Origin of the sequence: Prevotella sp. E9-3 (assembly GCF_022024015.1) — a bacterium.
Classification (GTDB): Bacteria; Bacteroidota; Bacteroidia; order Bacteroidales; family Bacteroidaceae; genus Prevotella.
The window spans coordinates 2,933,824-2,950,962 of record NZ_CP091786.1 but is presented as its reverse complement, the minus strand read 5'-3'; the positions used below and the strand labels follow the sequence as shown (position 1 = coordinate 2,950,962).

Here is a 17,139-nt window from a genome sequence, read left to right as displayed (position 1 = left end):
ATGAATCGTCGATTTATACATAGAAGAGAACATGAGGTGCCGGGGCTGAACACAGCCTCGCTGCCCGACCTGATTTTTACAGTACTCTTTTTCTTCATGCTTGTCACCCACATGCGCGACGTCGATTTGAAAGTGCGCTACCAGGTGCCGCAGGGAACAGAGGTGAAAAAATTGGAGCATAAATCGGCCGTTACCTATATTTATATAGGAAGAAAACAACAGGTCAAGACCGATCAGGATGAGTTCTTCATTCAGTTGAACAACGAACTGGCCACCATCGACGATATCAAGGCCTATGTGGAAAAAGAACGACAGCGAATGGGCGACGACGACCGGGCACGAATGGTGGTGAGCATCAAGGCCGACAAGGATGTACCGATGGGAATGATTGCAGACGTTAAAAAAATGTTACAAAAGTCGTTTGCACTCAAAATTAACTATTCGGCCACGGAAAAGTAAAGGATTGTTACTGAAAAGGCTTATTTATTGTTAAATCGTTGCTTTTGTGCCAAATAGTTACTAACTTTGCACGAAATTTTAAAGAATAAATATACGTATATATGGCAAATCAAAAGCTTGATCAGTTAGACAAGCAGATACTGAAATTTATTGGAGAAGATGCCCGTATGCCATTCCTGGAAGTGGCAAGAGTATGTAATGTGAGTGGTGCCGCTATTCATCAGCGTATTCAGAAACTTACGAATATGGGCGTACTGAAAGGCTCACAGTTTATTGTAGATCCTGAGAAGGTGGGCTATGAAACTTGTGCTTATATAGGCCTGAACTTGAAAAATCCTGAATCGTTCGACGAGGTGGTAGAACAACTGAAGCAGATTCCTGAGGTGGTGGAGTGCCACTATACTACAGGCGACTATGATTTGTTCATAAAGATTTATGCTCAGAACAACCATCATCTGCTGAATATTATTCACGACAAGCTGCAGCCTCTGGGACTGGCCCGTTCAGAGAGTATCATCTCGTTCCACTCGGCCTTTGACCGTCAGCTGCCTATCGGAGAACTGGTTCTGAACGAAACGAATCAGTAATACTCATTTTCCTTTTTGACCTTTTTTATGGAGAACAAAATCATTGCCTCCATCATTGCCAAGAACTTAGGCTTGCAAGGCAATGCTGTTACAAATACGTTGGTGCTGCTCGATGAGGGCTGCACCATACCGTTTATAGCCCGTTACCGCAAAGAGCGCACCGGCGGACTGAACGAAGTGCAGATAGCCTCTGTCAGTGAGCAATACGACAAACTGAAAGAGATAGAGAAACGCAAGGAAACGGTGGTGAAGACCATTACTGAGCAGGAGAAAATGACGCCTGAACTGAAGAAACGCATTGACGACTGCTGGGACGCTACCGAACTGGAAGACCTCTATCTGCCCTTCAAACCAAGACGCCGCACAAGGGCACAGGTGGCCCGCGAACAAGGACTGGAGCCACTGGCCACCATACTGATGATGCAACGGGAACGGGAACCGGAACATGCCGCACAGAAATTTGTGAAGGGTGAGGTGAAAGATGCTGAACAGGCCCTGAAAGGTGCACAGGACATCATAGCCGAGACCGTAAGCGAAGACGAACGAAGTCGCCAGCAGGTGCGTTCGGCTTTCCGACGAGAAGCTATGATTGTTTCGAAAGTGATAAAGGCAAAGGCCGATACTGATGAGGCTGCCAAATACAGAGACTATTTCGACTGGCAGGAACCTCTGAAGCGTTGCTCGTCGCACCGGCTTCTGGCCATGCGCCGTGGTGAGGCCGAGGGCGTGCTGAGGGTAGCGATAACGGTAGATGGTGAAGAATGCGTAGAACGGTTGAAACGTCACTATGTGTATGGGAATACTCCTTGTGGAAAACTTGTGGCCGAGGCTGTAGAAGACGGCTACAAACGTTTGCTGGAACCTTCGATAGAAACAGAATTTGCTGGTTTGAGCAAGGAAAAGGCCGACGAGGAATGCATTCGTGTGTTTGCTGAAAACCTGCGTCAGTTGCTGTTGGGCGCTCCGTTAGGCCAAAAGCGCGTGATGGGTATTGACCCCGGATTCCGCACCGGTTGTAAGGTGGTTTGTCTTGATGCGCAGGGCAATCTGTTGTACCATGAGGCCATCTTCCCACATCCGCCTGTGAACAGGGGTATGCAGGCCAGGGTGCATGTGCTTCAGATGTTGAAGGACTATCAGATTGAGGCCATCGCCATCGGCAACGGAACGGCTTCGAGAGAAACCAGAAGTTTTGTGGAGGAAGCTTTGCAGGGGTACGAAGGCAGTGATGTTCCAAAGGTCTTTGTAGTGAGCGAGGATGGTGCTTCCGTTTATAGCGCCTCAAAGGTGGCACGCGATGAGTTCCCCGATGAGGATGTCACCGTTCGAGGAGCCGTCTCTATCGGTCGCCGACTGATGGACCCACTGGCAGAATTAGTAAAAATAGACCCGAAGAGTATCGGCGTAGGACAGTATCAGCATGATGTGGATCAGACCAGACTGAAGAAGCAGCTGGACCAGACGGTGGAGAGTTGTGTGAACTCGGTGGGCGTAAACCTGAACACAGCGTCAAGCCATCTGTTGCAGTATGTCAGCGGATTGGGTCCTGTCTTGGCGAAGAACATCGTTGACTACAGAAAGGAGAACGGCGCTTTCACCTCAAGGGCACAACTGAAAAAGGTGCCTCGACTGGGTGCTTCGGCTTTTCTGCAGTGTGCTGGTTTCTTGAGGATTCCTGATGCCAAGAACCCGTTGGACAATACCGCTGTTCACCCTGAGAGCTATGGGGTGGTGGAACAAATGGCCAAAGACCAGCACTGCAATGTGGCAGAACTGATTAAGAACAAGGAGGTGCGTACACACATCGACATCAATAAGTATGTGAGTAGTGAGGTAGGACTTCCTACGCTGACTGATATTATGGGCGAATTGGAAAAGCCTGGACGCGACCCACGCGAACAGATAGAGGAGTTCGAGTTTGCTAAAGGTGTTGAGACAGTAGATGACCTTGTGGAGGGAATGGAACTGCCTGGCATCGTAACCAATATCACTGCGTTTGGCGCCTTCGTTGACATCGGTGTTCATCAGGACGGTCTGGTGCATATTTCGCAAATGGCCGACAAGTTTGTGAAAGATCCCAACGAGGTGGTGAAACTGCATCAGCATGTGAAGGTGAGAGTGATGGAAGTGGACCGCCGCCGTAATCGTATCTCACTCTCGATGAGAGGACTGAAATAAATATAATCTGAAATAACAAAAACGGGTCAAGAGGTGTTATGCTCTTGACCCGTTTTTTACTATTCGTGCTGTATGGTTTACTTGCAAGTTTCCAATAAATCAGCTTCAACGATTCTAAGTTCGGTTTTGCCTTTGACACTCTTCATGCGGTCCATCTCGTTGGCCACGCCACCGGCCAGTTCTTTTACCTGTCCGAACTTCTTGCTGTCCTGAACGGGGGCTATCATCCGAATGGTGAGCTCATTTGCCGCAACAGGCTTGTCGATAGAAAGGTGAACATAGCCTAAGGTGGCGGGAGTAATACCCTCCCAAACCTTCTTCTTGCCGGCATAGACTTCAAGCGGATAGCACTTTTGGCGCCATCCCGTAAGTTTTAATGTGATTTCGCTGATGGCGGCCTTGCGGTCAAGAACGTAAGTGATCCAGGCATTCTTGGGGTCGCCATCGCTCTTCCATTCCGTTAGCTCGTTGTCGTCGATGCTGTTTTGGGCTTCCCCAATATTGCTGCCAGCCTTTATGCTCTTGATACCAACGGTGGTGAACACATCCTGGTAAGATGGAGTGGAAGGCGTTTCGCCTCGGTCGAGTACAGGCTTAAGCGTAAGTGAAGCCAGTACATCGGCACGGGGAGCCTGTCGGGTATTCAAGGTAAGATAGGCCGGACGCATACCTTCGGCAGTGGCTGAGAGTTCAATAGGACCAGAGGTTGTGGTACTGCGCACCAGAATGCGGTTAACGCCACATTCTACAGGGAGCGACATGGCGCCCACGTAATTGTCGCTCAGGTTCTTCTTGTTGGCTGAATCAAGGAGGGAAGGATCTTTCTTCTCATTCTCTTTCAGATACTCATGGTTGTTGCGAGTGGCAATACCACCAATCCATCGGCCTTCACCCCACATCTGGAAATGAATCATACGGTTGTCTAACGGACAACGACGCCCTTGACGGTCGAGAACTTCTACCTGAATCAAAGCCATGTCGGCACCATCGGCCTTGAAACCTTCAGGGTTCTCGATGGCGGTGAGTTTCAGCTGATAGGGCTTGCCGGTGGTCTCGATGGCATAGGAAGAAGAAACCACTCCTTCAGCTCCCGAGCGGGCTACTATCGTTTTGTTGTCGCGTTTGTAGCTGACGGCTTTGAGTGTGCCTGGCTCATAGTGCACGCTGTCGAAAGTGAAGAGCCACTGGAACGAGCGCTTGCCCTTGCCCACCGACTTGTCGTTGACGAAGAGCTCCACCTCGTCGCCTGTTGACACGACATAGACGGGCTTGACTGTTCCAGGTTGATAGTTCCAGTGACCAATGATATAAGTGCGGTCGTTCTCGGGCGATACCCATCCATCCCACATCACCTGATGGGCATAGAAGGCATCCTTCGGAATGCGCATGGCATCGACTACGCCACTGGTGCGATAGTTTGACTCACCACGATGGTGGGTGTTGGTATCGGAGAATACAATCTTCACGCCACCACTACTTACACGTTTTCCTGTACCGGGACGCTCCAGCCAGTATTCGTGCCAGCGTTCCACCATTCCACAAGCCAAGGCATCCATGTTGTGATTGTAGTCGAGGGCCGGTGCTCCGCGATAGAGGGGACCGTCACCCTCCTTGTGGTAAGGATAAGAGTATTCATCCCAATATTTGCGCAAGCCCTCGTCGCGATAGTATTCCATGGCCCACATGGGCTTGGTGGCACTCTTGTTGATATAGAGCATCTCACCGCCATATTCGGCTTCAGGACGGTCGAGCATCTCACGAGAACCGATGGCACGTCCGCCATAAGGGTCGTACTGATCGCGAATCTTCTTCATTTCCTCCATGTGTTCTTTGGAAATGCGGAAGTTGCCACACTCGTAGAAGATGATTGAAGGGTTGTTGCGATTGTAGATGATGGCATCGCGCATCAGTTGGGTACGCTGCTGCCAGCGTGCTCCTTCCACGTCCTTCTCGGCATCGCCGGCTGGCATAGCCTGAATGAGGCCCACACGGTCGCACGACTCGATGTCCTGCTTCCAAGGACACACGTGCATCCAGCGAACCAGGTTGCCACCACTTTTCACAACGAGGTCGTTAGAGTAATCGCTCAGCCAGGCAGGGACGCTGATGCCTACGCCTGGCCATTCGTTAGAGGTGCGCTGGGCGTAGCCGTGCACCATCATACAGCGGTCGTTCAGGTAGAACTTGCCATCCTTGAACTCCGTCTTTCGGAAGCCGGTGCGGGTGGTAACCTCGTCGGCCTGAGCATCCAGTGGTTGTAAATTGTCTTCAACCAAATAGGTTTTTACAGTATAGAGATAGCCATAGCCCCACGACCAGAAGTTCAGGTTATTCAGCTCGGACTTAATGTGGACTGTGCGAGTCTCGCCTGGCTGGAGTGTGACAGCCTTACCGGGAATAATGTCTGTGATTTCCTGTTTCGAACGAACTACGCGAGCATAGAGATGGAAGGTGCGGGCTTTGCTGTCTTCGTTTCTTACCTGACTCTCTATATGCACAGTTGCCTTATGGTCCTGGATGTCGAAGTCGGTGGCATAAACATATGTTCCCGTTGTACCAAGATTCGAATAGAGCGGCAGCGTCTGATAGAGCTTGCCCGTCAGATGCAGATAGACATTCTTGGGCAGACCGCCATAGTTGGCGTTAAAGTTCTTGTCGTTCCACTGATAGCGGCTGTTGAGTGTGCGGTCACGATACTGCCAAGAGTTGTCGCAGCGCACAGCCAGTATATTCTTACCTTCTTTTATATAAGGAGTAAGATCGAAAGCAAAAGCCATCACGCCATTGTCTGAGAAACCAACCTTTTGGCCATTCAGCCATACATCGGCTCCCTGACGGGCGCCTTCGAACTCAACAAACACCTTGCCTGCCACCTCTTCGGAAGTAAGGGTGAAGTGCTTGCGATACCAGCAGATAGTGTCGGTAAGATCTACAATGTCCTTTTTGAAAGCCTCATTGCCATTGAAAGCATAGGGCAGGGTGACGGGTTGCCACTTCGCATCATCAAACTCCGGCTGTGCAGCCTCAGTGATATCTCCTACCTGTAGCAGCCATCCACCATTGAAATTCAACTTCTGTCGCTGTATGGCCTGTGTCGTCACAGCCATCATCAGCATCGATATCGTCAATAAAAAAATACGTTTCATACTTCTCATCTCACAATTCTCAATTCTCAGTTTTCATCTCTCCATTGATTACGACATTCTTCAGTTTCATCCCATCAATAGGATTATTCTTGAAAGCAGGTTTCTTCGCATTGTCCTTGCAGTCGATATTCTCGAACGAGAAATCCTTCAGGACATACTTGTCTGAGCCTTCGACAGCGAAGAAGTTGCCACAGTCCATCTTGATATTCTTGAATGAAATGTTGTTGCATTGAGATAGTGGCATGTCCTCACGCTCCTGTTTCTGATAGAACTGAGTCCAGGGGCGAACCAAAAGGAAGTTGCGGCAATGGCCGGTGAAGTTCTCTACTTGCACATATTCATAATGTTGAGGCGTATCGGGGCGCATCTTCAGCCACAGCACATTGCTGGTGTTGTCGGCCTGACAGTTGCGCATGATAACGTTCCAGTCGTGGATAGATTCAGAACCGAGTGTCATACATCCGTGAACGGTTCCGTAGTGGCAGTTCTCTACCAAAATGTTATAGCATGGACCATTCTCAGGAGCCTTGTCGGCAAAGGTTCCCTTGCCGCCTTTCAGTACTACGGCATCATCATTCACGTTCATGTAACAGCCGCGCACCACCACATCGTGGCAGACATCAATATCGATGGCATCGGTTGAAGGACCTTTGATATCGACCGTAGAAGAATAAATGTAGAGATCGAGATAGCGAACATGATCACAACGATAGATATGGTTGGTCCAGAAAGGAGAGTTGATTAGACGTACATCCTGAATGGTAACGTTCTTGGAATTGGAGATATAAGTGAGTCGAGGGCGCTGTGCATCTTTGTTCGTGCACTGCGGATTCCACTTGCGACGAATCCAAAACTCCTCCCAGTAGTTGGTTCCGTTGCCGTCGATGGTTCCTTTGCCCGAAATGGTAAATCCGTCAACGCCATCGGCATTTATCAAGGCTGTGAAATATTGGCAGGTCTGACCTTCGATGCGCGTTTCACGAATCTCGAAATCGTGCACGCGTTCAGAGCCTTTCAATACACCTCCCTCTTCAATATAAAGATGGGTGCCCTGCTTGAAAAACAATGAACCACTGAAGAAAGTTCCTTTTGGCACCACAATCACGCCACCACCGTCAACGGCTGCACGGTCAATGACTGCTTGGATGGCCTTTGTCTGTATTTCGCAAGTGCCCTGTCTTACTCCATAATCGGTAAGAATATACTTCTTGCCAAGTGAGTTAATGTCAACCTTCGCTGTGTCAAGGAACCATTCGGAAATGGGCTCGCCATTGGGCCAGAGTTCTTGTTGCTTAGTGACTTTCTTCTTGCCCATAGCCATCGTACAAAGCATCATCAGCATGATGCCAAAAAGTAAACGTTGTTTCATCATTTTGTTGTAGTTATAATAGTTTTATGCTGGCAAAGTTACAAAAAAAAATGACCTTATGGTCTAAAAATCAAATAAAACGGTATTTATTATTTGTTTTATCGTAAATTTCCTTTATCTTTGCAAACTATAAACCATAAAATAATAATTTGGTCATGAAAGATTTTCTAAAGTTTACCTTAGCCACAATGTGTGGTATTATTTTGTTGTCGGTTGTAACAGGTATCATGTTCTTGATTTCATTGGTAGGAGTGATAGCAAGTGATTCTGCCGTAACAAAAGTAGAAGATAACTCTGTTTTTGTGCTGAAACTGGATGGTATTGTTCAGGAACGTTCTGAAGAGACAAACCCGTTCGGGACCCTATTGGGACAGGCTGATATGGATGAAATGGGATTGGATGATATTCTTGCAAGTATTCGTAAGGCTAAGGAAAATGAAAATATTAAGGGAATCTTTATTCAAGGCGGTGTGCTGAGTTTTGATGCTCCTGCTACAGCCCAGCAGATTCGTGATGCCCTTGCTGATTTCAAGAAGAGCGGCAAGTGGATTATTGCCTATGCCGACCAGTATATGCAGAACAGTTATTATGTGGCTTCGGTGGCTGACAGCATTTTCATGAACAAGACCGGTATGATAGACTTTAAAGGACTTGGCGGTAAGAGCGCCTATATGACCGGACTTTATGAAAAGATTGGCGTGCAGTATCAATGTACCCGTGTGGGAAAATATAAGAGTGCCGTTGAGAGTGTCACCCGTAAAGATATGAGCGAGAACGACCGTGAGCAGCGCATTGCATTCCTTCAGGGCGTTTGGCAGCACATGCTGGCCGATATGGCTGCAAGCCGTAAGACCACAGCCCAGCAGTTGGACCAACTGGCCAGTGATAGCATTATGGCCTTCGCTTCAGCTACAGACTATGTAAAAGCACGCCTGATAGATGGTTTGATGTATCCTGACGAAATAAAAGAGGTTGTGAAGAAAAAGCTGGGCGTTGACGACGATGACGATATCAATCAGCTCACCCTCTCGGATATGTTGAACGTGAAAGCTCAGAAGAAAGACAAGGGTGAAGAGATAGCTATTTACTATGCTTATGGCGAAATTATCGACCAGCCCCTTAGTGGTTTTGCCTCTGGACATGCCATCGTGGGTAGTGAGACGGTAAAGGATATCAATGAACTGGCTGAGGACGAAGATGTGAAGGCTGTGGTAATCCGTGTGAATTCCCCTGGTGGCAGCGCAATCGCTTCTGAACAGATATGGCACGCTATCCAACAACTGAAGACTAAGAAACCTGTCGTGATTTCTATGGGTGGCCTGGCCGCATCGGGCGGATATATGATTAGTGCTGGCGCTGACTATATCGTAGCTGAGCCTACAACACTTACCGGCTCTATTGGCATTTTCGGCCTTATTCCCAATTTTAGCGGACTTGTGGGCGATAAACTGGGCGTCACTTTTGATGGCGTGACCACCAACCGATATGGTGACTACGAGCACAAGCTAGTGCTTTCTAAAGAAAACGAGACCGAGATAAAGTTTATGCAGAGCTATGTGGATCGTGGCTATGAAACATTCCTTGATATTGTGGCTAAGGGACGCTCTATGACTCGTGATCAGGTTCACGAAATAGCTCAGGGACGTGTATGGTTGGCTACTGATGCATTGCCTATTCATCTTGTTGACCAGCTTGGATCTCTTGACGATGCTGTGAAGAAAGCCGCTGAACTGGCCAAAGCTGATGAATACTATACTTCTGCATATCCTGAGAAAAGCAGCTGGATAGATAATATCCTGAATGCTGATAAAGAAAAAGGTAGTTACCTTGACAGCGAGTTGCGTACCGTTCTTGGTGATCTTTATGAGCCGTTCGTTGATGCTCGTATGGACCAGCACCGTAATCGTCTGCAGGCACGTTTCCCGTTTAGTGTCAGCATGAAATAAAGATAGTTACTCTTGATAAGATATAGCGAGAATAATAAGTAGATGGAAGGCGATTTCATCAAAATAAATAACTGGTTGTCTCCCCTAAGCTGTCTTTACGGCTTGGGGGTAGGTTTTCGGAATATGCTCTTCGAAATGGGCATTCTGAAAAGCCGTGCATTCAGTGTGCCAGTTATTTCTGTAGGAAACATTACAGTTGGTGGAACGGGCAAGACTCCTCATGTAGAACATCTGGTACGCTTACTCAAAGATGAAGCGAATGTGGCCGTACTCAGTAGGGGGTATAAGCGGAAAACGAGCGGTTTTCTGGTTGCCACTAAGGAGTCAACAGCAAGTGACATAGGTGATGAGCCATTCCAGATGAAAAAGAAATTCCCGGACCTTACGGTGGCTGTCGATAAGAAACGGGCACGCGGCATTGAAAAGTTGATAAGCTATCCGTACGACATCGATGTGGTCCTGCTCGACGACGCTTTCCAACACCGATATGTAAAGCCAGGCATCAACATCCTGCTTGTTGACTATCATCGTTTGATTATCTACGACCGCTTGTTGCCGGCAGGAAGATTGCGTGAACCGCTCAGTGGAAAGAATCGTGCCGATATCGTGATTGTTACGAAGTGTCCACGAAATCTCACTCCCATGAACTTCAGGGTTATTACCAAGGCAATGGACCTCTATCCCTATCAGCGTCTTTACTTTACAACACTGAAATATGACGACCGGCTATATCTTCTTAAGGATGATGGAAAGAGCCCGAATGCCAAGCGCAGTCTGAATAGTCTTGCCCAGCAGCATGTGCTTCTGCTCACCGGTATTGCTTCGCCTCGACAGATGATAGAAGACCTGTCACCGATGACTCGTGAGTTGACACCCCTCAGTTTTTCTGATCATCATGAGTTTACACCTGCCGACGTGAAGCGAATCAATGAAACATTTGAAGCAATGCCCCATCCACGGTGCATCGTCACCACCGAGAAAGATGCAGCAAGAATATCTGCAGTAGCAGGTCTCAGTGACGATGTTTGCCAGCATTTGTATGTGCTGCCTGTACGCATAGAATTCCTACTTGATAAAGAAGACAATTTTAATCAAAACATTATAGGCTATGTACGAAAAAATTCTAGAAACAGCATCCTGGCTAAAGGCAAGGATGACCACAACACCAAAGACAGCAATAATTCTAGGAACAGGTCTCGGACAATTAGCTTCTGAGATAACTGATGCTTTAGAGATATCTTATTCTGAGATACCCAATTTCCCTGTATCAACTGTAGAAGGCCATAGCGGAAAACTCATCTTCGGCAAATTGGGCGGTGTGGACATAATGGCTATGAAAGGCCGCTTCCACTATTATGAGGGCTATTCGATGAAAGAAGTTACCTTCCCCGTTCGTGTGATGTATGAGCTGGGTATTAAAACGCTCTTTGTGTCGAATGCTGCCGGTGGTATGAACCCAGGCTTTAAAATCGGCGACCTGATGGTGATTACCGACCATATCAATTTCTTCCCTGAACATCCGCTCCGCGGAAAGAACTTCCCCACAGGTCCGCGTTTCCCGGATATGCACGAGACTTATGATCCGACCCTTATCAAACTGGCAAGCCAGATTGCCCGTGAGAAAAAAATACGTCTTCAATATGGAGTGTATATGGGTGTGCAAGGACCTACATTTGAGACACCTGCTGAATACAGGATGTATCGCACCTTAGGAGGTGATACCGTTGGCATGTCCACCGTACCAGAGGTGATCGTGGCCCATCATTGCGGCATCCGTACTTTCGGTATCTCAGTGGTTACCGACCTAGGTGGCTTTGACAATCCTGTTGAGGTTAGTCATGAAGAAGTACAGGAAGCTGCCGACAAGGCTCAGCCTATAATGACCGAGATTATGCGCGAAATGATTGTACGCTCTGAAAAGACTGAGAGCAACAAACAGCAGAGACGCAACGAAGAACATCCTACTGAGGATTGGAAGAAATAGTCGGATAATTGATTTTATAGTCCGATAGAGAATACACATATTATATATACTAGATGGAAATAGCAAAACTTGGTGAGTTCGGTCTGATTGACCGTCTGACTAAAGATCTTGAGAAAAAGAATGAATCAACAAAGTATGGCGTGGGAGATGACTGCGCCGTTCTTTCCTATCCCGACACAGAAGTGCTCGTTACCACCGATATGCTGATGGAAGGCGTGCATTTTGACCTTACCTATATAGACCTGAAACACTTAGGCTATAAGTCGGCAATGGTGAATATCAGCGATATCTTTGCAATGAATGGTACGCCTCGACAAATCACCGTTTCACTTGCTCTATCAAAACGTTTCACCGTTGAAGATGTGGAACAGTTCTACGAAGGTCTTCGACTGGCTTGTGAGAAATGGGATGTTGATATTGTGGGAGGTGATACCACCTCTTCCTATACAGGACTCGCCATTTCAATTACCTGTATAGGCGAAGCCCGCAAAGAGGATATCGTTTATCGTAATGGCGCTAAAGATACCGATTTGGTATGCGTGTCGGGCGATTTGGGTGCTGCCTATATGGGCCTTCAGCTTTTGGAGCGCGAGAAGGCTGTTTACTATGAACAGTATAACGAGTTGCAAAAGAAGATAGCGGAGGCGAAAGCCAAAGGCGACGATCAAAAAGTCACAACTCTTAATTCTCAGCTCTCCACTCTTGCCTCACCCGATTTCGCAGGAAAGGAATACCTTCTTCAGCGTCAGCTTCAGACCGAAGCCCGTGGTGATATTATCAAGAAACTGCGCAAGGCAGGCGTTCGTCCTACGGCAATGATGGATATCAGCGATGGACTTAGTTCAGAACTGATGCATATCTGTAAGCAGAGTGGAGTAGGGTGCCGCATTTTCGAAAAGGAATTGCCTATCGACTATCAGACCGCTGTTATGGCTGAGGAGATGAATATGAACGTGACCACCTGTGCCCTGAATGGTGGTGAAGACTATGAACTGCTGTTCACTGTTCCCATTGGCGATCTGGATAAAGTGAAGGAAATGGAAGATGTTCGCCTGATCGGACATATCACCGATCAAAAATTCGGACACGTCCTTGTGACTCGCGACAATCAGGAGTTCGAACTCAAGGCACAAGGTTGGAATCCGCTTTGAGATAATTACACCCCTTCAGTAAGAGATAATCAATTTGATGCAAAAAGGAATGTATTTTAACTAAAAACGAAGTGCATTAAATTTTTGAATTATAGTTTATTAAGAAAAATAATCGATAAACCTTTTTGTCGGTTATTTTTTTATTTGTACCTTTGCACTCGCAAACGAAAGGATTGCATAACAGAAAATGGTGCCTTAGCTCAGTTGGTAGAGCATCGGACTGAAAATCCGTGTGTCCCCGGTTCGATTCCTGGAGGTACCACTCCTCCTTTCATTATGAATCCCGCGTAGGTTGATTAACCGAAACGGGATTTTTTCTTTATTGACACAATTAACTATCCGACATGAAACGTGTTTTATTTCTCTTCTTTTGCTTGCCGATAGCTTCAATAGCACTCGGACAAGCAAGGTACGATTATACCCATTTGTGTACTGAAAAACTTGATCGTGGTGTAGTGGCCATCCGGCAGAATAATGGTTCTGTGGCTGTGAGCTGGCGCATTCTGCGTGATGATCGTACCGAACAGGCATTCAATGTTTATCGGAATGGAGTGCGCATCAATCCCCGTCCGCTCACTATTGGCGGTTCGTTCTTCATTGATGAGAACCCGCCTCAGGAAGGAGATGTTGTTTATGAAGTGAAAGGCGGTGTGACGGATGGATCGTATGTTCTCAGTGCAGATGCTCCCTATGGATATATTCCTTTGAAGATTCAAAACCCAGGAAAGGGCTATTCGGCAAACGATGCCAGTGTGGGGGATGTTGATGGTGACGGACAGTATGAGCTGTTCTTGAAGTGGAATCCAATCAACTCGCGCGACAACTCGCAGCCCGGTTATACCAATCCTACTTTCATTGACTGTTACCGTCTCAATGGCGAACAACTATGGCGCATCAACCTCGGGAATAACATCCGTTCAGGTGCCCACTACACACAGTTCATGGTGGCCGACTTTGACGGTGACGGTAAGGCAGAGATGATGCTGAAAACCGGCGATGGAACCATTGACGGTACCGGGCATGCACTGGGCGATTCGTTGGCTAATTGGCGAAACAAGCAAGGACATATCATTAAAGGTCCTGAGTATATCACTGTTTTTGACGGCCTGACAGGCCAAGCACTTGATACAAAACCTTATATTCCTGAGCGTGGAAACGTCAGCGATTGGGGTGATAATTATGGAAACCGTAGTGAACGCTATCTGGCTGCTGTAGGATATTTAGGAAACAAAAAACAGGATTCTGACGATCAGAGGAATGGTCTTCTCAGTGCTATTTTCTGTAGAGGATATTATACTCGTACGGTCATTGCCGCATGGGATTGGGATGGTAGTGAACTGACCAATCGCTGGATCTTCGATACTGACGACCTTCCGTGGTCCGACTATGCCGGACAAGGTAATCACAACCTGCGTGTTTGTGATGTTGACGGCGACGGACTCGATGAAATCACTTATGGCTCGATGGCCGTAGATCATGATGGTACCGGACTTTACAATACAGGCATGGGACATGGAGATGCTATTCATCTTGTTGCCGATCCAAATACAAATCGTCTGTATATCTGGGACTGTCATGAGAATAAGCGAGACGGTACTGATTTTCGCGATGCCTGTACAGGAGAAGTGGTGTTCCAGGTGAAAAGTCATAATGATGTAGGAAGGGCTATGGCTGCCGATGTTGATCCGACTAACTATGGCGTAGAGCTTTGGTCCACCGACACATACGGTATCAGAGATATTACAGGAAGACTGATTGACGCAACTCCTCTCTCTATTAACTTCGGCATCTGGTGGGATGGCGACTTGCTTCGTGAGTTACTTGATCATGAACAGGTGGCTAAATACGACTGGCAGAACAAAACCAACGTCATTATTCAGCAATTTGATGGTGTGTTCAACAACGGTACAAAATCAAATCCCTGTCTTTCGGCCGATATCCTGGGCGACTGGCGTGAGGAAGTCATTGTGCGCAACAGAGAGTCAACTGAGCTTCGTATCTATGTATCGACCTTACCCACTGAGTATCGTATTAACTGCCTGATGCAGGATATTCCCTATCGTCATAGTGTGGCCACACAGAATGTGGGCTACAACCAGCCTCCTGAACCCGGCTACTATATAGGTCCTGATAGGAAAAGCTATCTGAAATAGTTCTTCCTGTCATTGACCGTCTGAATACTTATCAATCATTATAATACCGCAGAATGAAAAAATTACTAACACTACTATTTGCCACATTCCCTTTAATGGTTGTGGCCGACGAGGTGAACGTTTCTTCACCAAATGGAAAACTGACAGTGTCAATTAGCGATGAGGGAGGACGCGCCACCTACTCGGTGAGTCTCGATGGTCAGCGCGTGCTCAATCCATCTGTCCTTGGTTTTCAGGCTGATTATGCCGACTTTACCAAGAATCTGACTTTAAAGGGCACCAGTAGGCAGCGTATTGACAAAGCCTATCAGATGAGACAGGTGAAATGCTCGCAGATGCACTATGTGGCTAATCAAATGAATGTTGATTTTGTCAATGCCAAGGGCTTTCAGATGACAGTTCAGATGAATGTTTCCGACAATGACATCGCTTTCAGGTATATCCTTCCCCGCCCGAAGAAGAATAATCCTAAGTGTGCTGTCATTAAGCAAGAGATGACCGCATTCAATCTTCCTGAACAGACCTCTACTTTCCTTTGTCCGCAGATTGATCCTTGGACAGGATGGGAGCGAACAAAGCCCAGTTATGAAGAGGAATATACACCCGATGCTCCTATCAACGTGAAGTCGCAGTTCGGTCAAGGCTATACTTTCCCATGCTTGTTCAAAACACCTTCCCGGAATGATAATTCTCTTTGGGTACTTATCTCAGAGACAGGAGTAGATAGTCACTATTGTGCATCTCACCTGAGCGATTACAAGGCTGGCGAGGGCTATTCTATTGCTTTCCCTCAGCCGAAAGAGAACAATGGCGTAGGATCAACCGATGCTTCCTTCTCATTGCCAGGTGCCACCCCTTGGCGCACGATTACAGTGGGTTCGACACTCAAACCCATCGTTGAAACTACTGTGGCCTACGATGTGGTGGAACCTCGATATGCTCCTTCGCAAGACTATCTGTCAGGCCGCTATACCTGGAGCTGGATTATCTGGCAGGATGAGTCGATGAACTGGGACGACCAGATTGCATTTATCGATTTAGCTGGGCAGATGGGGTATGAATACTGCTTGGTTGATGCCAACTGGGATACTGAGATAGGACGCGACCGCATGCCAGAACTGACTCGCTATGCTAAGGAGAAAGGAGTCGAACTGCTGTTGTGGTATAACTCTAACGGTTCGTGGAACGATGCTCCTCAAGGCCCACGCGACTGCATGGACACCAGTGTGGCTCGCGACCGTGAGATGGCTTGGCTCAAGAAAATTGGAGTGAAAGGCATCAAGGTCGATTTCTTCGGAGGTGACAAACAGGAAACGATGCGTCTCTATGAAGATATTCTCACCGATGCCAACCGTTATGGTCTTCAAGTGATTTTCCATGGTTGCACACTGCCTCGCGGATGGGAGCGTATGTATCCCAACTTTGTGGCTTCTGAGGCTGTTTTGGCTTCCGAAAATGTATATTTCACTGAACACCATGCTCAGGCTGAGGCTTTTGAACTTACCATGCATCCTTTCTGCCGTAATGCTGTTGCCTCAATGGATTGGGGTGGCGTGCTCTTGAACAAGTTTATGAGTCGCGACAATAAAAGTCGTCATAAGCGCTATACTACCGATGTGTTTGAAATAGCTTCGGCCTTCACCAATCAGTCGGCTGTTCAGTGTGTAGGCATCCAACCCAACAACCTTCAGGAATTGCCTCAGACCGAACTTGAATTCCTTCGCCAGTTGCCTACCACGTGGGATGAAACTCGTTTCATCGACGGCTATCCTGGTAAGTATGTTGTGATGGCTCGTCGTCATGCGGGTCAATGGTACATTGCCGGTCTTAATGCATTGAAAGAGCCTCTTACACTTTCCCTCAATTTAAGTGACTATCAACTTAGCAATCTTCTCATTGATGTAGTCGATAAGAAGACAAAGGCTACGGTGTTCTCAAAGCAGCCTTTGAAAGTCAATAAGAAGGGAGTTGTAAAGGTAACGCTTCAGCCTAACGGTGGCGTAGTGATTTATTAATATATAAATATTGTATGGGTTGTCTTTCACTATGAGTTTTATTAGGATTCATTTCTTGTTTTCTTAAAACTCAAGTCAACGAAGACCAAGATAAATTATAGCTATAATTCTCTGGATTATAGCTATAATTTTTTGAATTTTAGCTATAATT

Annotated in this window: 11 protein-coding genes and 1 tRNA gene; 10 read left to right on the top strand and 2 right to left on the bottom strand. The window is 47.2% G+C overall.

Annotated features, from left to right (window positions below; genetic code table 11):
• The 3 genes from L6475_RS11545 (at nt 1) to L6475_RS11535 (ending at nt 3,224) form a co-directional block, all read left to right on the top strand.
• Nucleotides 1-459 (top strand): biopolymer transporter ExbD, encoded by a 459-nt coding sequence (locus L6475_RS11545; RefSeq protein WP_237820196.1) that lies wholly within the window; start codon nt 1-3, stop codon nt 457-459.
• A gap of 101 nt (nt 460-560) precedes the next feature.
• A complete protein-coding gene (locus L6475_RS11540) occupies nt 561-1,046 on the top strand; it encodes an Lrp/AsnC family transcriptional regulator (protein WP_237820194.1) in 486 nt (161 codons plus the stop codon).
• Between the two features lie 27 nt (nt 1,047-1,073).
• Nucleotides 1,074-3,224, top strand: coding sequence for a Tex family protein (locus tag L6475_RS11535; protein ID WP_237820192.1), 2,151 nt, complete (start codon nt 1,074-1,076; stop codon nt 3,222-3,224).
• Nucleotides 3,225-3,301: 77 nt separating this feature from the next.
• Here L6475_RS11535 and L6475_RS11530 read toward each other — a convergent pair whose 3' ends face one another.
• Entirely contained in the window at nt 3,302-6,370 is a 3,069-nt protein-coding gene (locus tag L6475_RS11530; protein WP_237820190.1) for a DUF4982 domain-containing protein, read from the bottom strand.
• A gap of 19 nt (nt 6,371-6,389) precedes the next feature.
• A complete protein-coding gene (locus tag L6475_RS11525) occupies nt 6,390-7,739 on the bottom strand; it encodes a glycoside hydrolase family 28 protein (protein WP_237824147.1) in 1,350 nt (449 codons plus the stop codon).
• Nucleotides 7,740-7,894: 155 nt separating this feature from the next.
• Here L6475_RS11525 and sppA point away from each other — a divergent pair, with 155 nt between their 5' ends.
• The 7 genes from sppA to L6475_RS11490 all read left to right on the top strand — a co-directional run bounded on the left by sppA (nt 7,895) and on the right by L6475_RS11490 (nt 16,988).
• Nucleotides 7,895-9,685, top strand: coding sequence for a signal peptide peptidase SppA (gene sppA, locus L6475_RS11520; RefSeq protein ID WP_237820188.1), 1,791 nt, complete (start codon nt 7,895-7,897; stop codon nt 9,683-9,685).
• 42 nt (nt 9,686-9,727) lie between these two features.
• On the top strand, nt 9,728-10,900 hold the full coding sequence (gene lpxK / locus L6475_RS11515) for a tetraacyldisaccharide 4'-kinase (RefSeq protein ID WP_237820186.1): 1,173 nt from the start codon (nt 9,728-9,730) through the stop codon (nt 10,898-10,900).
• Nucleotides 10,794-11,669, top strand: coding sequence for a purine-nucleoside phosphorylase (locus tag L6475_RS11510; protein WP_237820184.1), 876 nt, complete (start codon nt 10,794-10,796; stop codon nt 11,667-11,669). Before lpxK ends, L6475_RS11510 begins: the two co-directional genes overlap by 107 nt.
• A gap of 53 nt (nt 11,670-11,722) precedes the next feature.
• Nucleotides 11,723-12,820 carry a thiamine-phosphate kinase gene (gene thiL, locus L6475_RS11505; protein WP_237820182.1) on the top strand — a complete coding sequence of 366 codons (1,098 nt, stop codon included), beginning with the start codon at nt 11,723-11,725 and terminating at the stop codon, nt 12,818-12,820.
• Nucleotides 12,821-13,009: 189 nt separating this feature from the next.
• Nucleotides 13,010-13,082: transfer RNA gene (locus tag L6475_RS11500), tRNA-Phe, on the top strand.
• 82 nt (nt 13,083-13,164) lie between these two features.
• A complete protein-coding gene (locus L6475_RS11495; protein WP_237820179.1) occupies nt 13,165-14,973 on the top strand; it encodes a rhamnogalacturonan lyase in 1,809 nt (602 codons plus the stop codon).
• Between the two features lie 53 nt (nt 14,974-15,026).
• Nucleotides 15,027-16,988, top strand: a complete 1,962-nt coding sequence (locus tag L6475_RS11490) for a glycoside hydrolase family 97 protein (RefSeq protein ID WP_237820177.1) — start codon at nt 15,027-15,029, stop codon at nt 16,986-16,988.
• Nucleotides 16,989-17,139: the final 151 nt, after the last annotated feature.